The 22,221-nt window shown below is 64.5% G+C and carries 23 protein-coding genes and 1 rRNA gene (1 of these 24 running past the window's edge); 15 read left to right on the top strand and 9 right to left on the bottom strand.

All coding sequences use genetic code 11. The annotated features are described in order from the left end of the window. Nucleotides 1-82 precede the first annotated feature (82 nt). The 6 genes from rpe (at nt 83) to trpC (ending at nt 5,670) form a co-directional block, all read left to right on the top strand. Nucleotides 83-757, top strand: a complete 675-nt coding sequence (gene rpe, locus LPB260_RS02775; protein ID WP_208707119.1) for a ribulose-phosphate 3-epimerase — start codon at nt 83-85, stop codon at nt 755-757. A 44-nt stretch (nt 758-801) separates the two neighbouring features. Beyond that, entirely contained in the window at nt 802-1,443 is a 642-nt protein-coding gene (locus LPB260_RS02770) for a phosphoglycolate phosphatase (protein ID WP_371926158.1), read from the top strand. A 261-nt stretch (nt 1,444-1,704) separates the two neighbouring features. Beyond that, a complete protein-coding gene (gene trpE / locus LPB260_RS02765; protein WP_208707117.1) occupies nt 1,705-3,183 on the top strand; it encodes an anthranilate synthase component I in 1,479 nt (492 codons plus the stop codon). An 11-nt stretch (nt 3,184-3,194) separates the two neighbouring features. After that, entirely contained in the window at nt 3,195-3,791 is a 597-nt protein-coding gene (locus LPB260_RS02760; RefSeq protein ID WP_208707116.1) for an aminodeoxychorismate/anthranilate synthase component II, read from the top strand. Continuing rightward, entirely contained in the window at nt 3,788-4,837 is a 1,050-nt protein-coding gene (trpD, locus tag LPB260_RS02755) for an anthranilate phosphoribosyltransferase (RefSeq protein ID WP_208707115.1), read from the top strand. The genes LPB260_RS02760 and trpD overlap by 4 nt, the downstream gene beginning before the upstream one ends. Beyond that, nucleotides 4,834-5,670, top strand: coding sequence for an indole-3-glycerol phosphate synthase TrpC (trpC, locus tag LPB260_RS02750; protein WP_208707114.1), 837 nt, complete (start codon nt 4,834-4,836; stop codon nt 5,668-5,670). The genes trpD and trpC overlap by 4 nt, the downstream gene beginning before the upstream one ends. A gap of 54 nt (nt 5,671-5,724) precedes the next feature. Here trpC and crp read toward each other — a convergent pair whose 3' ends face one another. Continuing rightward, nucleotides 5,725-6,369, bottom strand: coding sequence for a cAMP-activated global transcriptional regulator CRP (gene crp / locus LPB260_RS02745; protein ID WP_208707113.1), 645 nt, complete (start codon nt 6,367-6,369; stop codon nt 5,725-5,727). A gap of 239 nt (nt 6,370-6,608) precedes the next feature. Here crp and LPB260_RS02740 point away from each other — a divergent pair, with 239 nt between their 5' ends. Then, nucleotides 6,609-7,031, top strand: a complete 423-nt coding sequence (locus LPB260_RS02740; protein WP_208707112.1) for an OsmC family protein — start codon at nt 6,609-6,611, stop codon at nt 7,029-7,031. A 219-nt stretch (nt 7,032-7,250) separates the two neighbouring features. Then, nucleotides 7,251-8,045, top strand: a complete 795-nt coding sequence (speD, locus tag LPB260_RS02735; RefSeq protein WP_208707111.1) for an adenosylmethionine decarboxylase — start codon at nt 7,251-7,253, stop codon at nt 8,043-8,045. 56 nt (nt 8,046-8,101) lie between these two features. On the opposite strand, the gene coq7 is transcribed toward speD, so the two are convergent. Both coq7 and LPB260_RS02725 read right to left on the bottom strand, forming a co-directional pair. Beyond that, nucleotides 8,102-8,749 (bottom strand): 2-polyprenyl-3-methyl-6-methoxy-1,4-benzoquinone monooxygenase, encoded by a 648-nt coding sequence (gene coq7 / locus LPB260_RS02730; RefSeq protein WP_208707110.1) that lies wholly within the window; start codon nt 8,747-8,749, stop codon nt 8,102-8,104. Nucleotides 8,750-8,863: 114 nt separating this feature from the next. Beyond that, nucleotides 8,864-9,202 carry a histidine triad nucleotide-binding protein gene (locus LPB260_RS02725; RefSeq protein WP_208707109.1) on the bottom strand — a complete coding sequence of 113 codons (339 nt, stop codon included), beginning with the start codon at nt 9,200-9,202 and terminating at the stop codon, nt 8,864-8,866. A gap of 78 nt (nt 9,203-9,280) precedes the next feature. On the opposite strand from LPB260_RS02725, the gene LPB260_RS02720 reads away from it, so the two are divergent. Next, nucleotides 9,281-10,765 carry an AAA family ATPase gene (locus LPB260_RS02720; protein WP_208707108.1) on the top strand — a complete coding sequence of 495 codons (1,485 nt, stop codon included), beginning with the start codon at nt 9,281-9,283 and terminating at the stop codon, nt 10,763-10,765. A gap of 12 nt (nt 10,766-10,777) precedes the next feature. Here the strand turns inward: LPB260_RS02720 and LPB260_RS02715 are convergent, their stop codons facing one another. From LPB260_RS02715 to hemJ, 4 genes are all read right to left on the bottom strand, one after another. Continuing rightward, on the bottom strand, nt 10,778-11,569 hold the full coding sequence (locus LPB260_RS02715; protein WP_208707107.1) for an SDR family oxidoreductase: 792 nt from the start codon (nt 11,567-11,569) through the stop codon (nt 10,778-10,780). A 119-nt stretch (nt 11,570-11,688) separates the two neighbouring features. Next, complete coding sequence (locus tag LPB260_RS02710) at nt 11,689-12,669, bottom strand: DUF805 domain-containing protein (protein ID WP_208707106.1); 981 nt, start codon at nt 12,667-12,669, stop codon at nt 11,689-11,691. A 122-nt stretch (nt 12,670-12,791) separates the two neighbouring features. Next, the gene (locus LPB260_RS02705; protein WP_208707105.1) at nt 12,792-13,754 is read right to left on the bottom strand and encodes a nitronate monooxygenase family protein; all 963 of its coding nucleotides are present in this window, start codon (nt 13,752-13,754) and stop codon (nt 12,792-12,794) included. Nucleotides 13,755-13,781: 27 nt separating this feature from the next. Next, complete coding sequence (gene hemJ / locus LPB260_RS02700) at nt 13,782-14,210, bottom strand: protoporphyrinogen oxidase HemJ (protein ID WP_208707104.1); 429 nt, start codon at nt 14,208-14,210, stop codon at nt 13,782-13,784. A 135-nt stretch (nt 14,211-14,345) separates the two neighbouring features. Here hemJ and argC point away from each other — a divergent pair, with 135 nt between their 5' ends. From argC to erpA, 4 genes are all read left to right on the top strand, one after another. Further along, nucleotides 14,346-15,380: an N-acetyl-gamma-glutamyl-phosphate reductase gene (gene argC, locus LPB260_RS02695; protein WP_208707103.1), complete on the top strand. Its 1,035-nt coding sequence runs from the start codon at nt 14,346-14,348 to the stop codon at nt 15,378-15,380. Continuing rightward, entirely contained in the window at nt 15,380-16,111 is a 732-nt protein-coding gene (locus tag LPB260_RS02690; protein WP_208707102.1) for a DUF6776 family protein, read from the top strand. The genes argC and LPB260_RS02690 overlap by 1 nt, the downstream gene beginning before the upstream one ends. Nucleotides 16,112-16,120: 9 nt before the next feature. After that, nucleotides 16,121-16,531, top strand: a complete 411-nt coding sequence (locus LPB260_RS02685; protein ID WP_208707101.1) for a polymer-forming cytoskeletal protein — start codon at nt 16,121-16,123, stop codon at nt 16,529-16,531. Nucleotides 16,532-16,609: 78 nt separating this feature from the next. Beyond that, on the top strand, nt 16,610-16,960 hold the full coding sequence (gene erpA / locus LPB260_RS02680) for an iron-sulfur cluster insertion protein ErpA (protein ID WP_208707100.1): 351 nt from the start codon (nt 16,610-16,612) through the stop codon (nt 16,958-16,960). Between the two features lie 75 nt (nt 16,961-17,035). Here the strand turns inward: erpA and LPB260_RS02675 are convergent, their stop codons facing one another. Further along, nucleotides 17,036-18,127, bottom strand: coding sequence for an anhydro-N-acetylmuramic acid kinase (locus tag LPB260_RS02675; protein ID WP_208707099.1), 1,092 nt, complete (start codon nt 18,125-18,127; stop codon nt 17,036-17,038). Nucleotides 18,128-18,132: 5 nt separating this feature from the next. Beyond that, on the bottom strand, nt 18,133-19,554 hold the full coding sequence (locus tag LPB260_RS02670; protein WP_208707098.1) for a peptidoglycan DD-metalloendopeptidase family protein: 1,422 nt from the start codon (nt 19,552-19,554) through the stop codon (nt 18,133-18,135). A gap of 213 nt (nt 19,555-19,767) precedes the next feature. On the opposite strand from LPB260_RS02670, the gene tyrS reads away from it, so the two are divergent. Then, entirely contained in the window at nt 19,768-20,967 is a 1,200-nt protein-coding gene (gene tyrS / locus LPB260_RS02665) for a tyrosine--tRNA ligase (RefSeq protein WP_208707097.1), read from the top strand. A 561-nt stretch (nt 20,968-21,528) separates the two neighbouring features. Next, nucleotides 21,529-22,221, top strand: a 16S ribosomal RNA gene (locus LPB260_RS02660); it runs 844 nt beyond the window's last position.

The raw sequence follows: 22,221 nt of genomic DNA, 5'->3' as shown, positions 1-22,221 counted from the left end.
CTTGTCAGGCGCCAGGCGCCGCTCCCGGCGCCAGTCCGGGCTGTTACAATGCGCGCCTTTCGTGTCCTGCCTGAGGTGCGCCATGCAACCCTTCGCCATCGCCCCGTCGATCCTCTCCGCCGACTTCGCCCGCCTGGGCGAGGAAGTGGATAACGTGCTCGCCGCCGGTGCCGACATCGTCCACTTCGATGTGATGGACAACCACTACGTGCCCAACCTGACCATCGGCCCGATGGTCTGCGCGGCGCTGCGCAAGTACGGCATCACCGCGCCGATCGACGCCCACCTGATGGTCAAGCCGGTGGATCGCATCATCGGCGACTTCATCGAGGCCGGCGCCACTTACATCACCTTCCATCCGGAGGCGTCCGAGCATATCGACCGCTCGCTGCAACTGATCCGCGACGGCGGTTGCAAGGCGGGCCTGGTGTTCAATCCGGCCACCCCGCTGGCGGTGCTCAAGCACGTGATGGACAAGGTCGACATGATCCTGCTGATGAGCGTCAACCCCGGCTTCGGCGGGCAGAAGTTCATCCCCGGCACGCTCGACAAGCTGCGCGAGGCGCGCGCGCTGATCGATGCCAGCGGTCGCGACATCCGCCTGGAGATCGACGGCGGGGTCAACGTCAAGAATATCCGCGAGATCGCCGCGGCCGGCGCCGACACCTTCGTCGCCGGCTCGGCGATCTTCAATCAGCCGAACTACCGCGAGGTGATCGACGCCATGCGCGCCGAGCTGGCCCAGGTGCGCGCGTGACGCCACTGCATGAGCTGTTCGGTGGGCGCCTGCCGGGCCTGGTGATGTTCGACCTGGACGGCACCCTGGTGGACTCGGTGCCGGACCTGGCCGCGGCGGTGGACAAGGTGCTGCTCGCCCTGGGGCGGGCGCCTGCCGGCATCGAGCGGGTGCGCGACTGGGTCGGCAATGGCGCCCGGGTGCTGGTGCGCCGCGCCCTGGCCGGTGGCCTGGAGCACGCCCACGTCGAGGACGCCGAGGCCGACCAGGCGCTGCGGGTGTTCATGGAGGCCTATGCCGAGAGTCATGCGCTGACTCAGGTATATCCCGGCGTGGCGGCCACCCTCGACTGGCTGCGCAAGCAGGACGTGCCCATGGCCATCGTCACCAACAAACCGGAGCGCTTCGTCGCGCCGCTGTTGGACGAGAAGGGCCTGGGGCGCTATTTCCGCTGGATTGTCGGCGGCGACACCCTGGTCCAGCAGAAGCCCGATCCGGCGGCGCTGCTGCATGTGCTGCGCATGGCCCGGGTCGAGGCCGGGCAGGCGCTGTTCATCGGCGACTCGCGCAACGACGTGCAGGCCGCCAAGGCCGCCGGAGTGCCCTGCGTGGCCCTGAGTTATGGCTACAACCATGGCCGGCCGATCGCCGAGGAAGGGCCGGCGCTGGTGCTCGACGATCTGCGCCAGCTGCTGGCGGGCGCCTGAGGCGCCCGGCAACTGCCTGGGGGTTGGGCGAACCACGGGGCCTCGGGTTGATTCGGTCTGGCGCCTGCGCTAGTGTGGCCGGACTTCAAACCCCGCCCAAGAGATCCCCCGTGGTGGTTACCTGCAGACTCTGGCTCGCACGAGCCGGGATGAAAATCATCAAGGCCCTGGCCCGTTGGCGCTGGCGCCTCTGACTCGATTCTGGCCGCCCAGTCGGCACGTTTGCACACGACCGTTTTACCTCAAGCCACGAGGCTGATCATGACCCGCGAAGAATTCCTGCGTTTGGCCGCTGCCGGCTATAACCGCATTCCCCTGGCCTGCGAAACCCTGGTGGATTTCGACACGCCGCTGTCGATCTACCTGAAGCTGGCCGACCAGGCCAACACCTACCTGCTCGAGTCCGTCCAGGGCGGCGAGAAATGGGGGCGCTACTCGATCATCGGCCTGCCGGCGCGCACCGTGCTGCGCGCCTACGATCACAGCGTGCGGATCAGCGTCGACGGGGTGGAAACCGAGCGCCACGAGTGCGCCGATCCGCTGGCCTTCGTCGAGGCGTTCCAGGGACGCTATCGGGTGCCGACCCTGGCGGGCCTGCCGCGCTTCAACGGCGGCCTGGTGGGCTATTTCGGCTATGACAGCGTGCGCTATGTCGAGGCCAAGCTGGCCGCTGGCGGCAACCCCGATCCCCTGGGCACGCCGGATATCCTGCTGATGGTGTCCGACGCCGTGGTGGTGTTCGATAACCTGGCGGGCAAGATGCACGCCATCGTCCTCGCCGATCCCCAGCAGGACGGCGCCTACGAGCAGGCCCAGGCGCAGCTGCAGGAAATCCTGCACAAGCTGCGCCAGCCGATCACCCCGCGTCTGGGCGTCGACCTCAATGCCCCTGCCGCTGCCGAGCCGGCGTTCCGCTCCAGTTACAGTCGCGAGGACTACGAGCGCGCGGTCGGTGCGATCAAGGACTACATCCTCGCCGGCGACTGCATGCAGGTGGTGATCTCCCAGCGCATGTCGATTCCCTTCAAGGCCGCGCCGATCGACCTGTATCGCGCCCTGCGCTGTATCAATCCGACGCCCTACATGTACTTCTTCAACTTCGGCGACTTCCATGTGGTCGGCTCCTCGCCCGAGGTGCTGGTGCGGGTCGAGGACAACCTGGTGACGGTGCGCCCGATCGCCGGCACCCGTCCGCGCGGCGCCAGTGAAGAGGCGGACCTGGCGCTCGAGCAGGACCTGCTGTCGGACGCCAAGGAGCTGGCCGAGCATCTGATGCTGATCGACCTGGGGCGCAACGACGTCGGCCGGGTCTCCAGCACTGGCAGCGTCAAGCTCACCGAGAAGATGGTGATCGAGCGCTATTCCAACGTCATGCACATCGTCTCCAACGTCACCGGCCAGCTCAAGGACGGCATGAGCGCCATGGACGCCCTGCGCGCCATCCTGCCGGCCGGCACCCTGTCCGGCGCGCCGAAGATCCGCGCCATGGAGATCATCGACGAGCTGGAGCCGGTCAAGCGTGGCGTCTACGGCGGCGCGGTCGGCTACCTGGCGTGGAATGGCAACATGGACACGGCGATCGCCATCCGCACCGCGGTGATCAAGGACGGCGAGCTGCACGTGCAGGCTGGCGCCGGCATCGTCGCCGACTCGGTGCCGGCGCTGGAGTGGGAGGAAACGCTGAACAAGCGTCGCGCCATGTTCCGTGCCGTTGCCCTCGCCGAACAGACAACCGAATAAGGAGTCCCGCCATGCTGCTGATGATCGACAACTACGACTCCTTTACCTACAACGTGGTGCAGTACCTCGGTGAACTGGGGGCCGACGTCCACGTCATTCGTAACGACGAGCTGAGCGTCGCCGAGATCGAGGCGCTGCAACCCGAGCGCATCGTGGTGTCGCCCGGCCCTTGCACGCCCACCGAAGCCGGCGTGTCGCTGGCGGTGATCGAGCATTTCGCCGGCAAGCTGCCGATTCTCGGCGTCTGCCTCGGCCACCAGAGCATCGGCCAGGCCTTCGGCGGCGACGTGGTGCGCGCGCGCCAGGTGATGCACGGCAAGACCAGCCCGGTGTTCCACCAGGACCTTGGGGTGTTCGCCGGCCTCAACCTGCCGCTGACGGTGACCCGCTACCATTCCCTTGTGGTCAAGCGCGAGACCCTGCCCGATTGCCTGGAAGTCACCGCCTGGACCCAGCTGGAGGACGGCTCGGTCGACGAGATCATGGGCCTGCGGCACAAGACCCTGAACATCGAGGGCGTGCAGTTCCACCCCGAGTCCATCCTCACCGAACAAGGCCACGAGCTGCTGGCCAATTTCCTCAAGCAACACGGAGGCGTGCGCCGATGAACATCAAGGAAGCCCTCAACCGGGTCGTGGCCCAGCTCGACCTGAGCACCGAGGAAATGCAGGACGTGATGCGCGAGATCATGACCGGCCAGTGCAGCGACGCGCAGATCGGCGCCTTCCTCATGGGCCTGCGCATGAAGAGCGAGACCATCGACGAGATAGTCGGCGCGGTCGCGGTGATGCGTGAGCTGGCCAGCCATGTGCACCTGGCCAGCCTGGAGCATGTGGTCGACGTGGTCGGCACCGGCGGCGACGGCGCGAATATCTTCAACGTGTCGACGGCCGCCAGCTTCGTCGTCGCCGCCGCCGGCGGCAAGGTGGCCAAGCACGGCAATCGCGCGGTGTCCGGCAAGAGCGGCAGCGCCGATCTGCTGGAGACCGCCGGCATCTACCTCAACCTGACGCCCGAGCAGGTGGCCCGCTGCATCGACAGCGTCGGCGTCGGCTTCATGTTCGCCCAGGTGCATCACGCGGCGATGAAGCATGCCGCCGCGCCGCGCCGCGAGCTGGGCCTGCGCACCATCTTCAACATGCTCGGCCCGCTGACCAACCCGGCAGGGGTCAGGCATCAGGTGGTCGGGGTGTTCACCCAGGCCCTCTGCCGTCCCCTGGCCGAGGTGCTCAAGCGCCTGGGCAGCCAGCACATCCTGGTGGTGCATTCGCGCGACGGCCTGGACGAGTTCAGCCTGGCCGCCGCCACCCACGTCGCCGAGCTGAAGGATGGCGTGATCAGCGAATACGAGGTGCAGCCGGAAGACTTCGGGCTCAAGAGCCAGAGCCTGATCGGCCTGGCGGTGGAGGGGCCGGAGGCCTCGCTGGCGCTGATCCGCGACGCCCTGAGCAAGCGCAGCACGGAAGCGGGGCAGAAGGCCGCCGACATGATCGCGCTTAACGCGGGTGCGGCCTTGTACGCCGCGGACCTGGCCGGCAGCCTGAAAGAAGGCGTGCGCCTGGCTCACGATGCCCTGCACACCGGGCTGGCCTGGGAAAAGCTGCAGGAGCTGGTGTCCTTTACCGCGGTGTTCAAACAGGAGAATCAAGGGTGAGCATCCCCACCGTTCTGGAAAAGATTCTGGCGCGCAAGGTCGAGGAAGTCGCCGCGCGCCAGGCCCTGGTCGGTCTCGCCGAGCTCGAGCGTGAGGCCCGCGGCGCCGATGCCACCCGTGGCTTCGCCCGGGCCCTGCTGGAGCAGGCCAAGCGCAAGCAGCCGGCGGTGATCGCCGAGATCAAGAAGGCTTCGCCGAGCAAGGGCGTGCTGCGCGAGGACTTCGTGCCGGCCGACATCGCCCAGAGCTACGAGCGTGGCGGTGCCACCTGCCTGTCGGTGCTGACCGATGTCGACTTCTTCCAGGGCGCCGACCGCTATCTGCAGGAGGCGCGCAACGCCTGCGCACTGCCGGTGATCCGCAAGGACTTCATGATCGACCCGTACCAGATCGTCGAGGCTCGCGCCCTGGGGGCCGATTGTGTGCTGCTGATCGTTTCGGCCCTGGCCGATGGGCAGATGGCCGAACTGGCCGCGGTGGCCAAGGAGTTCGACCTCGATGTGCTGGTCGAGGTGCATGACGGCGCCGAGCTGGACCGCGCGCTGAAGACCCTCGACACGCCGCTGCTGGGCATAAACAACCGCAACCTGCACAGCTTCGAGGTCAGCCTGGAGACCACCCTCGACCTGCTGCCACGGATTCCCCGTGATCGCCTGGTGGTGACCGAGAGCGGCATTCTCAACCGCGCCGACGTCGAGCTGATGGAGATCAGCCAGGTCTACGCCTTCCTGGTCGGCGAGGCCTTCATGCGCGCGGAGAATCCTGGGGCGGAGCTGGAGCGCCTGTTCTTTCCCGAGCGCAAGCGGGTCATCAGTCGTCCCGATGTCGACTGACCCTGGTGCATAAAAAAGCCGGCGCATGCGCCGGCTTTTTTATGCAGGCGATATTCAGCGGGTGCCGAACACCACCATGGTCTTGCCCTTGACGTGCACCAGGCCCTGTTCTTCCAGGGACTTGAGCACCCGGCCGACCATCTCCCGCGAGCAGCCGACGATGCGGCCGATCTCCTGGCGGGTGATCTTGATCTGCATGCCGTCCGGATGGGTCATCGCGTCCGGCTGCTTGCACAGGTCGAGCAGGGTGCGCGCGACGCGACCGGTGACATCGAGGAAGGCCAGGTCGCCGACCTTGCGCGTGGTGTTGCGCAGGCGTTCGGCCATCTGGCTGCCGAGGGCGTAGAGGATGTCCGGGTCCTGTTGGGTCAGTTCGCGGAACTTGGCGTAGCTGAGCTCGGCCACCTCGCATTCGGTCTTGGCCCGAACCCAGGCGCTGCGCTCCTTCTCGGTGCCGTCCTTTTCGAATAGGCCCATCTCGCCGAAGAAGTCGCCGGCGTTGAGGTAGGCGATGATCATTTCGCGGCCATCATCGTCCTCGATCAGGATGGTGACTGAGCCCTTGACGATGAAGAACAGGGTCTCGCAACGATCCCCCGCATAGATGATGGTGCTCTTCGCCGTGTAGCGACGGCGATGGCAGTGTGCGAGGAGTTTGTCGAGATTCTTTATTTTAGGTGTGAGGGTAATAGCGACCATTCGCGAGTCCCGAGTGAAGCCAAAAGGGTAAGCCTAGTTCCAGCAGGCGATTTCTTATTCAGTTGCCCGGCGCAGTGCGCCAGTAATCCGGCGCCAGCTTACCAGACACTTTTGCGTCGGTGGGCATTTTGCCTTGTGGTTGGCCGTGTGCCCTGGGTCGTTGACGCATTGCTGACAAGGCAGGTCGTTATTTGGCGCTGTGGTAAGCTGCGTCCCTTTTTAGCAGCGGAGACTCGGTAATGAAAGCGCGCATTCAGTGGGCCGGAGACGCCCTGTTTCTCGGTGAGTCGGGTAGCGGCCATGCGGTGGTGATGGATGGCCCGCCGGAGAGCGGTGGCCGCAACCTCGGCATACGCCCGATGGAGATGCTGCTGATCGGTTTGGGCGGCTGCAGCAACTTCGATGTGGTGAGCATTCTGAAGAAGTCCCGACAGGCGGTAGAGAGCTGCGAAGCCTTCGTCGAAGCCGAGCGCGCCGGCGAGGAGCCCAAGGTGTTCACCAAGATCCACCTGCGTTTCGTGGTCAAGGGGCGCGGTTTGAAGGAAGCCCAGGTCAAGCGTGCCGTCGAATTGTCGGCGGAGAAATACTGCTCGGCCTCGATCATGCTGGGGCGCGCCGGGGTCGAAATCAGCCATGCCTACGAAATCGTCGAGCTGGGCTGATCACCTTTCATCATTTGCTTGGTGCGGACGCTGGCGGACGGCCTGCGTCATCTGCATAATGTCGCCCCATTTTTCGGGGCGTCATACGCTTTGAACGGACAACCAAACTCGCCAGTGCGAAGAGGTGTTAATCGTCCTACGCAGCTGCGTCGTTAGCAGCTGACGGGCATGCTCGATCACGCGGCCTGGCCGCATCCACCATAGAGAGTTCCAACGGTGATGAAAAGCAAACTCAGGCTCCACGGGTTCAACAACCTGACGAAGACCTTGAGCTTCAACATCTATGACATCTGCTACGCGGAAACCGCGGAAGATCAGCAGGCCTATGTCCAGTACATCGACGAAGAGTACGACGCCGAGCGCCTGACCCAGATTCTCACCGATGTTGTCGACATTATCGGCGCCAATATCCTCAATATCGCTCGCCAGGACTACGAGCCCCAGGGCGCCAGCGTGACCATCCTGATCTCCGAGCAACCGGTGGAGCCGACGGAGAGCCAGATCGAGGAGTCGCCCGGCCCGCTGCCCGAGACCATTCTCGCGCACCTGGACAAGAGTCACATCACCGTGCACACCTACCCGGAGATCCATCCGGTGGAGGGTATCGCCACCTTCCGTGTGGATATCGATGTGTCCACCTGTGGCCTGATCTCGCCGCTCAAGGCGCTGAACTACCTGATCCACCAGTTCGATTCGGACATCGTCACGGTCGACTACCGGGTGCGTGGTTTCACCCGTGACGTGGACGGCAAGAAGCACTTCATCGACCACGAGATCAACTCGATCCAGAACTACCTCTCCGACGACACCCAGGCGGCGTACCAGATGACCGACGTCAACGTGTACCAGGAGAACCTGTTCCACACCAAGATGCTGCTCAAGGACTTCGAACTGGACAACTACCTGTTCGGCGACGCGACCAGCAACCTGACGCCTGAGCAGCGCCAGCAGGTCGAAGAGCGTCTGCGTCACGAGATGCTGGAGATCTTCTACGCGCGCAACATGCCGCACTGATCGCGCGGCAGCAGACGCAAAAAGGGCGCCCTCGGCGCCCTTTTTGCGTCTGCAATCTAGAGGCGGTAGGTGCTCTTGGTCATCACCTTGGACAGCAGGGTCATGCCCAGCTTGACCGGCGCGGGGAAGCGCAGGCCGCCGGCTTCCACGGCGCTGGTGGCATGCTGGGCTTCGTCCTCGCGCATCTGCTCGAGGATCGCCCGGGACTTTCCATCCTCGGGCGGCAGCTGCTGCAGGTGTTCGTCGAGGTGCTTGACCACCTGGTCCTCGGTGGCGGCGACGAAGCCCAGGCTGACCCGGTCGCTGATCAGTCCGGCGACCGCGCCGACGCCGAGCGACAGGCCGTAGAACAGCGGGTTGAGCACGCTGGGCTGGCTGCCGAGCTGACGGATGCGCTGCTCGCACCAGGCCAGGTGGTCGGTCTCCTCGTCGGCGGCATGCTCCATGGCGGCGCGTACTTCCGGCAGTTTGGCGGTCAGCGCCTGGCCCTGATACAGCGCCTGGGCACAGACTTCGCCGGTGTGGTTGATGCGCATGAGGCCGGCAACATGCCGGGCCTGCTCGGCATCCAGCTCGACTTCATTCTGCACGATCGCCGGCGACGGGCGGCTGGGCTGGCCACTGAAGGGCAGCAGGGTGCGCAGGGCCATGTCGGCCTGCAGCAGCAGGCGGTCGACGGGCGAGTAGTGGCGATCGTTGGTCATGGGGGCCTCCGGCGTGGGCAACGCCGCGCAGTTTATCGCAATTGCCGGCTGTGGGCCGCAGCGCGAACTTGCCAGTTGCGCCGTGGCCGTTGCCTTGACGGACGTTTCGGCGACTCAGCCCGGTGGCCAGTGCAGCGGGCGCTGGCCGAGCACGTGCAGGTGGATGTGGAAGACGCTCTGGCCGGCTAGGGCCTCGCAGTTCATCACCAGGCGGAAGCCTTCCTCGCAACCCTGCTCGCGGGCCAGGCGTTGCGCGATGAAGACCATGTGCCCGAGCAGCGCCTTGTCGCCTTCCTCGAGGTCCTTGAGGGTGCGGATGTGCTGCTTCGGGATCACCAGGAAATGCACCGGCGCCTGTGGGCCGATATCGTGGAAGGCAAACACCTGGTCGTCTTCATAGAGCTTGCGCGCGGGGATCTCCCCGGCGACGATCTTGCAGAACAGACAGTCCATGGACGGTCTCCCGGCCTGTTGGAAGAGGCCTGAGTGTAACCAGACAGATTTTCCGCGACCAGTGCACAAGGAGCCTGTGTGAAGAACGACATCCATGACCTGGGGCTGGTGCTCGACTCCAAGGTCAAGCTGATCCTCATCGAATCCTGGGACGAGCCGCGCGTGTTGGAGACCCTCACCGGCCTGGCCGTCAAGCGCGGCCTCGGCCTGCACACCTGGACGGTGACCGACGGGCTGCGGCGCCTGGGTTTCGGTGCCGACCCGTTGGGCGAGGGCGCTACCCAGGAGCCGGAGGCCGCCCTGCGGCTGATCAAGGCCGACCCGCAGCCGAACCTCTATGTGATGTGCGACCTGCACCCCTTTCTCGACGACAACCCCAGGCTGGTGCGCCTGCTCAAGGAGGTCGCCCTGAGCGGCAGTCCGGGCAAGCCGACCCTGGTGCTGGTGTCCCATGCCTGCAAGTTGCCGCCGGAGGTGCAGCGCCACGCCGCGCGCTTCCGCCTGGCGCTGCCATCCGAGGATGAGCTGCTGAGCATCGTGCGCGAGGAGGCGGCGCGCTGGAGCGAGCAGAACCGCAACGCCCGGGTGCGCACCGACAACCGCACCCTGCAGCAGGTGGTGAAGAACCTGCGCGGCCTGAGCCACGGCGAGGCCCGCAGCCTGGCGCGAAACCTGATCTGCGACGACGGCGCGATCACCCAGGAAGACCTGCCGGAGTTGAACAAGGCCAAGTTCCAGTTGCTCGATCTGGAGGGGGTGTTGAGCTTCGAGTACGACACCGCGCGCTTCGCCGAAGTCGGCGGCCTGGGCAATCTCAAGCGCTGGTTGGGCGAGCGCCAGGGCATTTTCCTCGAGGGCAAGGGCATCGACCTGCCCAAGGGCGTGCTGCTGGTCGGCGTGCAGGGCGGCGGCAAGAGCCTGGCGGCCAAGGCGGTGGCGGGCATGTGGGGCCTGCCGTTGCTGCGTCTGGATTTTGGCTGCCTGTACAACAAGTTCTTCGGCGAAACCGAGCGCAACCTGCGCGAGGCGCTCAGGCTCGCGGAGCAGATGGCGCCCTGCGTGCTGTGGATGGACGAGATCGAGAAAGGTCTGGCCAGCGGTGACCACGACGGCGGCGTGAGCCAGCGGGTACTCGGCACCCTGCTGACCTGGATGGCCGAGCGCAAGGTGCCGGTGTTCATGGTGGCCACCGCCAATGCCATCGACCGGCTGCCGCCGGAACTGGTGCGCAAGGGGCGTTTCGATGAGCTGTTCTTCGTCGACCTGCCGGACGCGGCGGTGCGCGCGGAGATCTTCCGCATCCACCTGGGGCGTCGTGAGCTGGACGCCGCCAGCTTCGACCTCGACGTGCTGGCTGCGGCCAGTGCCGGATTTTCCGGCGCAGAGATCGAGCAGGTGGTGGTCAGCGGGCTGTACGCCGCCCAGGCGCAGCAGCAGGGGGTCGATCAGGGCTTGCTGCTGCGTGGCATCCAGAGCACCGCGCCGCTGTCGGTGGTGATGGCCGAGGATCTCGCCGCCTTGCGAGCCTGGGCCAGCGGTCGCACGGTCAATGCCAACGGCTGATGGCCGGGCGGTTCAAAGCGGACGGGCAAAGCGCCGGTTGATGAGGGCGGCGAGGCGGCGCACCAGCCAGCGTGGCGCCAGGCGCGGGGCCGCGGCCAGCAGGCGGTTGCGCCAGCCGGGGATGATCACCGCGCGCTTCTTCTCCAGGGCACGGACGGTCAGCAGTGCCAGCTCTTCGGCACCCATCAGCAGCTTGCGGCCTTGCAGCGGGCGCTCGTCGATCCCGGCGTTGCGGAAGAAGGCGCTGTGCGTGGGGCCCGGGCACAGCACCGACACGCTGACCCCTTGCTGCTTGAGCTCCTCGCGCAGGGCCTCGGAGAAGTGCAGCACGTAGGCCTTGCTGGCGTAGTAGTTGCTCATCCAGGCGCCCGGCTGGAAGGCGGCGAGGGAGGCGACATTGAGGATCTGCCCGCCGCCCTGCCGGGCCATGCTGGCGCCGATGGCGTGGCACAGGCGGGCGAGGGCGAGCACGTTCACCTCGATCAGCTTCTGCTCGCGACTCCAGTCCTGGGCGATGAAGGCGCCGGAGCTGCCCAGGCCAGCGTTGTTCACCAGCAGGTCGATGTTCAGTTCGCTCTGTTCCAGTTCGTGCAGCAGGCCGGACACCTGCAGCGGCTGGCTCAGGTCGCAGATGCGAAACAGCACCTCCACGGCAAAGCGCTGGCTCAGCTCCAGAGCGATGCTCTCCAGCGCCTGGCGTTGCCGGGCCACCAGGATCAGGTTGCGCCCGCGGCGTGCCAGGGCCTCGGCCAGGGCCAGGCCGATGCCGCTGGAGGCACCAGTGATCAGGGCGTAACGGGGCATCGGGGTGTCTCCGGGAGTGGGGGCGAGTTGGACCATGGCGGCGCCGCAGGAGTGGCTGGGCGGCGCATATATTACCGCCGCCCGCGGCCCGGTCAGCAAAAGAAACCGCGCTTCGGCGGTCAGGGCTGCGCCGGATTCAACTCGAGACCGCTCAGGGCCAGGCCGAGCATCGCGAAACCGCCGAGGAACAGGATCAGCAGGCCGCCGAGCAGCAGTGCCAGGAACAGTCCGGCGAGCAGTTTGACCGCCAGGCTGTTGGCCGGCGGTGGCGGCCCGTAGCGGTTGGCGCCGGCGCTACCCGGGACTATCAACAGCACCAGCCAGAACAGGCTGTTGACCAGGGGAAGAAGGTTCAACAGCAGCAGCCAGGCGCTCCAGCCGATGTCGTGCAGGCGTTGTGCGCCGATCTGCACGCTGACCACCAGCGTGCCGAGCACAACACTGACGGCCAGCACCAGGCCGAGTGTCTCCGAGATGTTGGCGGCGATGGCCACCACGCCCATGATCCCGGCCACGCAGAGGCTGAGTACCAGGGACCAGGCCAGGTAACGCAGGCGACCGATGCGCCCTTCGAGGCTGAACACATTCAGCTCGCCGTAGCGCGGCAAGGTCGCGGCCACCGCAGCCTTCGGCGTGGCGTAGGGGCTGTTGGCCGGGGCTGCGGCGTGGCCGGAGCTGCCGGTGTCGGCCTGGGAGAACACTGCCTGGTGGGCGACGAACTTGGTGATGATGATGCCGCAGCCGGCACAGGATGCCGACTTGCGCTGCTGCTGGCCGCATTTCGGACAGACCATGGTGGCGGCGAACTGAGGCGTTTCACCGAGTTCCTCCGCTTCCTTGCCGGCCAGCAGGCTCAGGCTGGCGCCCGGGTCGGGCTCCTTGCGCGCCTTGGCGCCGGCGCGATGCAGGGCGGCAAGATACTGATCGGCATCGCTTTCCGGCAGATCGCGCTTGATCGCCACGGTGCTGCCGCAGAACAGGCTGTTGATCCGCGTGCGATCGCTCTTGAACAGGCGGGCTAGGTTGTCCTTGGCCGTCTCCAGCGCCACCTCGGGCATCAGCTCGCCATCGAAGACAATCTTGAAACGGGTCTGTGTCATACAGCCTTCCTTGTCGTCCCAGGGGGGAAGGAGCCGCGCCGAATAGCAGGGTGCTGGCCCCTGACACAGCAGCCTAGAGCAGAAGTTCGCTGTCTGCCCAGTCGCCCGGTGGGGCGCCCCGTTCAGCCTGGCCAGCGTTGCTGCAGGTTCTGCGCCTGGCGCTGGGCGCCGCGGTACTCGCGGTCCAGGCGCGCCACCAGCTGCTCGACCGTCGGCAGGTCGGCGATGGTGCCCACGCCTTGGCCCGCCGACCACACGGTCTTCCAGGCCTTCGCCTCATCGTCGAGCGGCTTGAGCTTCTCGCCGTAGTCGATCTCGGCCGGGCGCTGCAGCCGCTGCAGGTCGTAGCCCGCCTGTTCGAGGCTCTGGCGCATGAAGCTGGCCGGCACCCCGGACACCGCTGGCGTGTGAATGATGTCGGCGGCCTGGGCGTCGACGATCATCTGCTTGTAGCGGCTGGGGGCCTGGTTGTCCTGGGTGGCTATGAAGCGGGTGCCGAGGTAGGCCAGGTCGGCGCCGAGCAGTTGTGCGGCGAGCAGCTCGTGGCCGTGATTGAGGCAGCCGGCGAGCAGCAGGGTCTTGTCGAAGAACTGGCGGATCTCCGCGATCAGGGCAAACGGGCTCCAGGTGCCGGCGTGCCCGCCGGCCCCGGCCGCCACCGCGATCAGTCCGTCGACCCCGGCCGCGGCGGCCTTCTCGGCATGGCGCCGGGTGGTCACGTCGTGGAATACCAGACCACCGTAGCTGTGCACCGCGTCGACCAGCTCCTTTACCGCCCCGAGGCTGGTGATCACGATCGGCACCCGTTGCTCGACGCAGATTGCCAGGTCGGCCTGCAGTCGCGGATTACTGGCATGCACGATCAGGTTGACCGCGTAGGGCGCCGCCGACTCAACCAGCCCCGCGCCGATCTCCTCCAGCCAGGCGCGAAAGCCGCTGCTTTCGCGTTGGTTCAGCGCCGGGAAGCTGCCGACTATGCCGCTGCGGCAGCAGGCCAGCACCAGTTGCGGATTCGACACCAGAAACATCGGCGCGGCGACCACCGGCAGGCGCAGGCGTTGTTCGAGCAGGGCGGGCAGGGGCATGGCGACTCCTTCGATCAGTGGGGCGAATCAGAACGGACGGACTACCACCAGCACGACGATGGCGATCAGCAGCAGCACCGGCGCCTCGTTGAACCAGCGATAGAACACGTGGCTGCGCCGGTTCTCGCCGCGGGCGAAGGCTTTGAGCTGGGCGCCGCAGATATGGTGGTAGCCGATCAGCAGTAGCACCAGGGCGAGCTTGGCGTGCATCCAGCCCTGGCTGAAATAGGCGCCGGCGTTGAGGCTCAGCAGACCGATGCCGAATACCAGGGTGGCGATCATCGAGGGCAGCATGATGCCGCGGTACAGCTTGCGTTCCATGACGCAGAAGCGTTCGCGGCTGGCGTCGTCCTCGCTCATGGCGTGGTAGACGAACAGCCGCGGCAGGTAGAACAACCCGGCGAACCAGCAGACCAGGGCGATGATGTGCAGGGCCTTGAGCCACAGATAGAGCATGCTTAGAGCCTCGAGATATAAACAGCCCCGATAGTAGTGGCCACTGTCACCCGCGTCATCAGCAGCGGTTGGCCCCTGGCCGATGCGGCTTTATCATCGGCTACTTTCCAATGGCTTTTTCGCAAGGGGCAACTAATGGTCAAGGTCGGTATCGTCGGCGGCACTGGGTACACCGGTGTCGAGCTGTTACGTCTGCTGGCGCAGCACCCGCAGGCGCGAGTCGAGGTCATTACGTCGCGCTCCGAAGCGGGCATGCGCGTCGACGAGATGTACCCGAATCTGCGTGGGCACTACCCGAACCTGGCCTTCAGTGTGCCGGATGTGAAAACCTTGGGCGCCTGCGACGTGGTGTTCTTCGCCACCCCCCACGGCGTTGCCCACGCCCTGGCCGGCGAGTTGCTGGCCGCCGGCACCAAGGTCATCGACCTGTCCGCCGACTTCCGCCTGCAGGACGCCGAGGAGTGGGCCAAATGGTACGGCCAGCCCCATGGCGCGCCGGACCTGCTGCCGGAGGCGGTCTACGGCCTGCCGGAGGTCAACCGCGAGGCGATCAAGCAGGCGCGCCTGATCGCCGTGCCCGGTTGCTACCCCACCGCCGCCCAGCTCGGCCTGATTCCGCTGCTGGAGGCCGGCCTGGCCGACTCCGGCCGGCTGATCGCCGACTGCAAGTCAGGGGTCAGCGGTGCCGGCCGTGGGGCCAGTGTCGGTTCGCTGTTCAGCGAGGCCGGCGAGAGCATGAAGGCCTACGGGGTCAAGGGCCATCGCCACCTGCCGGAGATTCGCCAGGGCCTGCGTCGCGCGGCCGGCAGCGAGGTGGGGCTGACCTTCGTGCCGCACCTGACGCCGATGATTCGTGGCATCCACGCCACCCTCTACGCCACCGTGGCGGATCGCAGCGTGGACCTGCAGGCGCTGTACGAACAGCGCTACGCCAACGAGCCCTTTGTCGACGTGATGCCCGCCGGCAGTCACCCGGAAACCCGCAGCGTGCGCGGCGCCAACGTCTGCCGCATCGCCGTGCACCGGCCCCAGGACGGCGACCTGGTGGTGGTGCTGTCGGTGATCGACAACCTGGTCAAGGGCGCGTCGGGGCAGGCCCTGCAGAACATGAACATCCTTTTCGGACTGGATGAGCAGCTCGGCCTGGCGCACGCGGCCCTGTTGCCCTGATGGCTGGCTGGGAAGTCCGCCCTAGTGATCCGCGGCGCGCCGGTCGGGTGCGCCTGGCGCTGCTGCTGCTGATCGTCGCGGTGCCCCTGGCCTTCGCCGCGGGTGCCTGGTGGCAGGCCCGCAGCACCCAGGCCTTCATGGCCGAATACGACGCGCTGCAGGCACAGTTGAGCGAGCAGGCGCGGGAACTGGATCAGCTGCGCCAGAGCCTGGCGGTGCTTAGCAGCGGCGAAAAGGTCGCCCAGCAGGCCAACGAGCAGAATCGCCTGACCATCAAGCTGCTCGAGGAGCAGATCTTCAAGCAGCAGCAGGACCTGGCCTTCTACAAGGGCGTGCTGGCGCCCGCCAGTCGTCGCGAAGGCCTGCGTATTCGTGCCTTTGAGTTGCAGGCCACGGACACGCCCCGGCAATTTCGCTACAAACTGCTGCTCAGCCGGGTGGGCAAGGACGACAAGCCGTTGCAGGGCCAGTTGCGGGTGACCGTGGAGGGGCGGCAGGGCGGCAAGGACGTCAGTCTGGCGCTGGCGGACCTGACCCAGGGATTGCCCGAGCAGTTCAGCGAGAAGGCGATTGTCTTCACCTTCAAGCACTTCCAGGCGATTCCCGAGGCGGGACGTTTCGCGGAGTTGAAGTTACCTGAGGGCTTCGAGCCGCGTCAGGTCAGGGTGCGCGCCGAAGTCAAAGGCGAAAAGCCCTTGGAGCGCACATTCAAATGGATCGACGAAGAGTAACAGTCCCCGATGTGGAATAAAGACAAGAGCAAGAACGACCTGCAGCGCTTCAGCGGCAAGACCAGCCTGATTGCCACGGGCGCCGAACTGAACGGCGACCTGCGCTTTCAGGGGGCGGTACAAGTCGATGGACGCATGAACGGCAATATTCTGACCAGCGACGGCATGGTGCGGGTCAGTGTCGAGGGCCAGGTTGAAGGCGAGATTCGCGCCCCCCATATCGTCATCGACGGCGAGGTAATCGGCGACGTGCACGCCAGTGAACACCTGGAACTCGGTGCCCGGGCGCGGGTTCGCGGCAATCTCTATTACGGCCTGATGGAGATGGCCATGGGCGCGCAGATCGAGGGGCGCCTGTGCCACCTCAAGGACGGCCAGCGACCGTTGGAGCTGCCGGAGAGCCTGGATCTCGCACAATAGTTGACCGCTTTTCTAGGGTAAGCGGATAATGCAGGGCCTCAACGCAGTATGGCGCTTGGCGCCGGGAGAAAAGTCAGCATGAGCGTCGAAACCTTCACCCCCACAGCCTTGCTGTTCACCGAAGGCGCAGCGAGCAAGGTGAAGAGCCTGGTCGATGAAGAGGGCAACCCGCGCCTCAAACTGCGCGTGTTTGTCACCGGAGGCGGTTGTTCCGGCTTCCAGTACGGCTTTACCTTCGATGAAGAGGTGGCCGAGGACGACACCATCGTCGAGCGCGAAGGGGTGAGCCTGGTCGTCGACCCGATGAGCTTCCAGTATCTCGCCGGTGCCGAAGTGGATTATCAGGAAGGCCTGGAAGGCTCGCGTTTCGTGATCAAGAATCCCAACGCGACCACCACCTGCGGCTGCGGTTCGTCCTTCTCGATCTGATCGACGTCTGCCGCTTTGATCGAAACGCCGTGCCTTGTGCACGGCGTTGTCGTTTCTGCGGGCGGAGAAAGCTGCTCAGGCGGGGTAAATGGCGCCGAGCACCCGCAGCCCGCGGGCGCCGGTGACGCTTGGCCGGTTGGCGGGAACGCCTTGCAGGCAGCAGTGCGCCAGCCAGGCGAAAGCCATGGCCTCGACCCAGTCGGCGGGCACGCCGTGGGCCTCGGTGCTGCTCACTACGCTGTCGGGCAGCAGTTCGGCCAGGCGGGTCATCAGGCGGTGGTTGTGCGCGCCGCCGCCGCAGACCAGCAGCTGTTCGGGCTGGCCCATGGCGCCCGTCAAGGCGGACACGGTGCTGGTTGCGGTCAACTCCAGTAGCGTGGCCTGCACGTCCTGGGCGGCGAAGCGCGGCAGTTGGCTCAGCCGGTCATCGAGCCAGGCCAGGTTGAACAGCTCGCGGCCCGTGCTCTTCGGGCCTTGGGTGGCAAAGAATGGGTCGCTCAATAGTGCCTGCAGTAGCACGGGTTGCACATGCCCGCTGGCAGCCCAACTGCCGTCGTGGTCGTAGCTGACGCCCCGGTGGCGCTGAATCCAGGCATCCATCAGCACATTGCCGGGGCCGCAATCGAAGCCTCGCACCGCTTGTCCGGGCTGCAGCAGGCTGAGGTTGCTGAATCCGCCGATGTTCAGGACGGCGCGATGGCTGTCGGGCGCGCCGAACAGCGCCTCATGGAAGGCCGGTACCAGCGGTGCGCCCTGGCCGCCCGCCGCGACGTCGCGACGGCGGAAGTCGCCAACCACGCAGATACCGGTCAGCTCCGCCAACAGCGCGGGGTTACCGATCTGGATGCTGAAGCCGCGCGCCGGTTCGTGGCGCACCGTCTGACCGTGACTGCCGATCGCGCGGATCGCCTCCGCTGTCAGTTTCTGCTGGTCCAGTAAGGCGCCGATGCCCTGGGCGGCAAGCGCGACCCAGCGCTGTTCGGCCACTGCCGCGCGCGCCAGCTCGTCGGGACCTGGCGCACACAGCTCGAGCAGCTCGGCGCGCAGGGCGTCGGGCATGGGCAGGAAGTGCGTGGCCAGCAGGCGCGTAGTGTCGCTCTGTTCGATCAGGGCGATGTCCATGCCGTCCAGGCTGGTGCCGGACATCACGCCGAGGTAGAGCGGCATTGGCGTTAGCGCTTGTTGAGGGCGAGGAGGGTGGAGCGTTCCTTGTCCATCCGGGCCATCAACGGCTTGCTCAGTTGCAGGAAGCGCTGTTTTTCATTGCGCGCGATGGGGTCGGCCATCGGCAGCTTCTGGCTCAGCGGATCGACATGGGTGCCGTTGACCTGGAACTCGTAGTGCAGGTGCGGTCCGGTGGACAGGCCGGTGGTGCCAATGTAACCGATGATCTGCCCCTGCTTGACGCTGCCGCCGGTGCGGATGCCTTTGGCGAAACCCTGCATGTGTGCATAGAGGGTGCGATAGCGGCTGCCGTGCTGGATCACCACGGTGTTGCCGTAACCACCCTTGCGCCCGGCCAAGGCGATCTTGCCGTCGCCGGCGGCCTTGATCGGCGTGCCGCGAGGGGCTGCGTAGTCGACGCCCTTGTGGGCGCGGATCTTGTTGAGGATCGGGTGGCGACGGCCATTGGAGAAGCGCGAGCTGATGCGCGCGAAGTCCACCGGGGTGCGGATGAAGGCCTTGCGCATGCTGGTGCCGTCGGCACTGTAGTAGCTGGTGTTGCCCTGCTTGTCGGTGTAGCGCACCGCGGTGAAGGTCTTGCCGCGGTTGGTGAAGCGTGCCGAGAGGATCTCGCCGCTGCCTACCGGTTTGCCGTTGGCTACCTTCTCTTCGTAGATCAGTTCGAATGCGTCCCCTTCGCGAATGTCCATGGCGAAGTCGATGTCGTAGCCGAAGATATTGGCCAGGTCCATGGTCAGGCCATGGGACAGGCCTGCGCGCTTGGCCGACAGAAACAGCGAGCTCTTGATCACGCCGCGGGCGTAGGCCGAGCGAACTTCCGGTTTGATCAGGTCGCGCTTGAAGGCAAAGCCCTTGTCGGTCTTGGCCAGGCTGATGCTTTCCAGGTCGCTCAACTTGCTGTGCAGGCTTTCCAGCTCCCCGTCCGGCGTCAGCTGGAACTCGAGCTTCTGGCCAACCTTGAGGCGGCTGAACTGCTTGGCCTCTTTGCTGCTGTTGAGCACCGCGTGCAGGGTGGTTGCCGACAGACCGACCTTGGCAAAGAGGGTGGAAAGCGTATCGCCATTGGCAACGCTGATGGTTTTCTGAAGGGGGTCTGTTGCTGGGGTGGTTTGTTCGGCGAGCTCAGGGCTCTGTTCTTCTGTGGTGACAACTTGTTCTGCGGCGCCCTCGATTTCGGCGAACGGCGAGGCGTTGTCGGCTGCAAGGCGGCCAGCCGGTCGCAGGTCGTCCTTCTCCTGCACCACCAGTTCCGAGCCGCTGTCGAGGTCGAGATTAAGGTAGGTTCGCTTGGCTTCGACTTCCCGGGATGGGAACACCAGGAGTGCCAGGCTGAGCATCGCGGCTACGCCGCTGGCGGCCAGGATGTGGCTTTTCGGGTACAGGGGGGGCGCTTTTCTTGTAGAGGTCATGGGCGGCTTTGACTTTGAAGAGATGAAAAGAAAAAAGATGAAGAAAGAGCTGAATATGCACTAACTGTATAAAATATAACCAAATCGTCTGTGAGGCAACCCTGAAGGCGCTTGGGCGAGGCGGGGGCGGCTGTCGCGGGGCAAAACTTGTTATTTGTCCGCGATCTTGTATGGTTGGTTCCCTTTGGTTTTTGAGTGGTCGTGAGTCCTGTCATGAAGTCGGTCGAAGAGCAGCTGGCGCTGATCAAGCGTGGCGCAGAAGAGGTTTTGGTTGAGTCCGAGCTGGTGGAAAAGCTCAAGCGCGGTCAGCCGTTGCGTATCAAGGCTGGTTTCGATCCAACTGCCCCGGACCTGCATCTCGGTCATACGGTGCTTATCAACAAGCTGCGCCAGTTTCAGGAGCTGGGGCATCAGGTGGTGTTCCTGATTGGCGACTTCACCGGGATGATCGGCGACCCGAGCGGCAAGAGCGCGACCCGGCCGCCGCTCACGCGCGAGCAGGTGCTGGACAACGCCGAGACCTACAAGTCGCAGGTGTTCAAGATTCTCGATCCGGCGAAAACCGAGGTGGCCTTCAACTCCACCTGGATGGATCAGTTGACGCCGGCTGACTTCATCCGGCTGGCCTCGCAGTACACCGTGGCGCGGATGCTCGAGCGTGATGACTTCAATAAACGCTACTCGAGCAATCAGCCTATCGCCATTCATGAATTTCTCTACCCGCTGGTGCAGGGCTATGACTCTGTAGCGTTGCGTGCCGATGTCGAGCTGGGGGGGACCGATCAGAAGTTCAACCTGCTGATGGGGCGTGAGCTTCAGCGCTCCTACGGTCAGGCCTCGCAGTGCATCGTCACGATGCCGTTGCTCGAAGGCCTGGATGGCGTGAAGAAGATGTCCAAGTCCCTGGGTAATTACGTGGGTATTCAGGAGGCGCCGGGCGTGATGTACAGCAAGCTGGTGTCCATCCCCGATGTGCTCATGTGGCGTTACTTCGAGTTGCTCAGCTTCCGCTCGATGGAAGAGATCGCTCAGTTCAGGCAGGATGTCGAGCAGGGAGCCAATCCGCGCGACATCAAGATCAAACTGGCCGAAGAGATCGTGGCGCGTTTCCATGGTGAGGAAGCGGCTGCCAGCGCGCATCGATCGGCGGGCAACCGCATGAAGGATGGTGAATTGCCCGAGGATCTCCCAGGGGTTGAGCTGGTCGCCGCTGAGGATATGCCGATCGCCGCGCTGCTTAATAAGGCAGGGTTGGTTAAGAACGCCGCGATGGCGCGGGATCTGCTCGGCTCCGGTGGTGTACGAGTCGACGGCGAGGTGGTGGATCGCACCTTTATCTGCAAGCTTGGTGGGGTGTATGTGTGCCAGGCGGGCAAGAAGGCCTTCGCACGCGTCGCCCTCAAGGCTGAATAGGCGAAAATAAAGCGTCGACCTGCTGCGTCCGCTGTCTATAATGCGCGCCTTCTTCGGCGTAAGCCCCTTATAAAACGCTCTGCAAAACAAAGGGTTAAGTTTAGATAAGGGGTTGCAAAGCAGCGCAGGCTGCGTAGAATGCGCCGGGCTGACAGGGTGGCAAGTTGATCCTGTCGGCGCTTCGGTCGAGGTGATCGAAAGCGGTAAAAGAGGCGGTTGACAGCGGTTTGAAACGCTGTAGAATTCGCCTCCCGCTGACGAGAAGCTTGAGGTTGATCGGAGGCGCAAGTGGTTGAAGTAGAAAAGAAATTTTCGAAACTGCTTGACGGAAGATGAGGCTGCTGTAGAATGCGCGCCTCGGTTGAGACGAAAGACTTGGCCAACTGTTCTTTAACAACTGAATCAAGCAATTCGTGTGGGTGCTTGTGAGGTAAGACTGATAGTCAACTGATTATCAGCATCACAAAGCAACACTCGTTAATTCGAGAGTTAACTCTTTTAAGTAAGAGATTTGCGATTGCTGAGCCAAGTTTAGGGTTTTCTCAAAACCCAAGCAGTATTGAACTGAAGAGTTTGATCATGGCTCAGATTGAACGCTGGCGGCAGGCCTAACACATGCAAGTCGAGCGGATGAAGGTAGCTTGCTACCTGATTCAGCGGCGGACGGGTGAGTAATGCCTAGGAATCTGCCTGGTAGTGGGGGACAACGTTTCGAAAGGAACGCTAATACCGCATACGTCCTACGGGAGAAAGTGGGGGATCTTCGGACCTCACGCTATCAGATGAGCCTAGGTCGGATTAGCTAGTTGGTGAGGTAATGGCTCACCAAGGCGACGATCCGTAACTGGTCTGAGAGGATGATCAGTCACACTGGAACTGAGACACGGTCCAGACTCCTACGGGAGGCAGCAGTGGGGAATATTGGACAATGGGCGAAAGCCTGATCCAGCCATGCCGCGTGTGTGAAGAAGGTCTTCGGATTGTAAAGCACTTTAAGTTGGGAGGAAGGGTTGTAACCTAATACGTTGCAATTTTGACGTTACCGACAGAATAAGCACCGGCTAACTCTGTGCCAGCAGCCGCGGTAATACAGAGGGTGCAAGCGTTAATCGGAATTACTGGGCGTAAAGCGCGCGTAGGTGGTTTGTTAAGTTGGATGTGAAAGCCCCGGGCTCAACCTGGGAACTGCATCCAAAACTGGCAAGCTAGAGTACGGTAGAGGGTGGTGGAATTTCCTGTGTAGCGGTGAAATGC

It is taken from the genome of Pseudomonas sp. LPB0260 (assembly GCF_013388395.1).
Note: the sequence above shows the minus strand (reverse complement) of the source record. Positions and strands in the feature narration are given on the sequence as shown.

Excerpts from the sequence above, each read along its gene's own strand:
- LPB260_RS02685 (WP_208707101.1), top strand. The coding sequence starts at position 16,121 with ATGTGGAATAAAGACAAGAGCAAGAACGACCTGCAGCGCTTCAGCGGC.
- erpA (WP_208707100.1), top strand. The coding sequence starts at position 16,610 with ATGAGCGTCGAAACCTTCACCCCCACAGCCTTGCTGTTCACCGAAGGC.
- trpD (WP_208707115.1), top strand. The coding sequence starts at position 3,788 with ATGAACATCAAGGAAGCCCTCAACCGGGTCGTGGCCCAGCTCGACCTG.
- rpe (WP_208707119.1), top strand. The coding sequence starts at position 83 with ATGCAACCCTTCGCCATCGCCCCGTCGATCCTCTCCGCCGACTTCGCC.
- LPB260_RS02670 (WP_208707098.1), bottom strand. The coding sequence starts at position 19,554 with ATGACCTCTACAAGAAAAGCGCCCCCCCTGTACCCGAAAAGCCACATC.
- LPB260_RS02705 (WP_208707105.1), bottom strand. The coding sequence starts at position 13,754 with ATGCCCCTGCCCGCCCTGCTCGAACAACGCCTGCGCCTGCCGGTGGTC.
- trpE (WP_208707117.1), top strand. The coding sequence starts at position 1,705 with ATGACCCGCGAAGAATTCCTGCGTTTGGCCGCTGCCGGCTATAACCGC.
- argC (WP_208707103.1), top strand. The coding sequence starts at position 14,346 with ATGGTCAAGGTCGGTATCGTCGGCGGCACTGGGTACACCGGTGTCGAG.
- LPB260_RS02715 (WP_208707107.1), bottom strand. The coding sequence starts at position 11,569 with ATGCCCCGTTACGCCCTGATCACTGGTGCCTCCAGCGGCATCGGCCTG.
- hemJ (WP_208707104.1), bottom strand. The coding sequence starts at position 14,210 with ATGCTCTATCTGTGGCTCAAGGCCCTGCACATCATCGCCCTGGTCTGC.
- LPB260_RS02710 (WP_208707106.1), bottom strand. The coding sequence starts at position 12,669 with ATGACACAGACCCGTTTCAAGATTGTCTTCGATGGCGAGCTGATGCCC.
- LPB260_RS02675 (WP_208707099.1), bottom strand. The coding sequence starts at position 18,127 with ATGCCGCTCTACCTCGGCGTGATGTCCGGCACCAGCCTGGACGGCATG.
- crp (WP_208707113.1), bottom strand. The coding sequence starts at position 6,369 with ATGGTCGCTATTACCCTCACACCTAAAATAAAGAATCTCGACAAACTC.
- LPB260_RS02740 (WP_208707112.1), top strand. The coding sequence starts at position 6,609 with ATGAAAGCGCGCATTCAGTGGGCCGGAGACGCCCTGTTTCTCGGTGAG.
- LPB260_RS02690 (WP_208707102.1), top strand. The coding sequence starts at position 15,380 with ATGGCTGGCTGGGAAGTCCGCCCTAGTGATCCGCGGCGCGCCGGTCGG.
- LPB260_RS02760 (WP_208707116.1), top strand. The coding sequence starts at position 3,195 with ATGCTGCTGATGATCGACAACTACGACTCCTTTACCTACAACGTGGTG.
- tyrS (WP_208707097.1), top strand. The coding sequence starts at position 19,768 with ATGAAGTCGGTCGAAGAGCAGCTGGCGCTGATCAAGCGTGGCGCAGAA.
- LPB260_RS02725 (WP_208707109.1), bottom strand. The coding sequence starts at position 9,202 with ATGGACTGTCTGTTCTGCAAGATCGTCGCCGGGGAGATCCCCGCGCGC.
- LPB260_RS02770 (WP_371926158.1), top strand. The coding sequence starts at position 802 with ATGTTCGACCTGGACGGCACCCTGGTGGACTCGGTGCCGGACCTGGCC.
- coq7 (WP_208707110.1), bottom strand. The coding sequence starts at position 8,749 with ATGACCAACGATCGCCACTACTCGCCCGTCGACCGCCTGCTGCTGCAG.
- speD (WP_208707111.1), top strand. The coding sequence starts at position 7,251 with ATGAAAAGCAAACTCAGGCTCCACGGGTTCAACAACCTGACGAAGACC.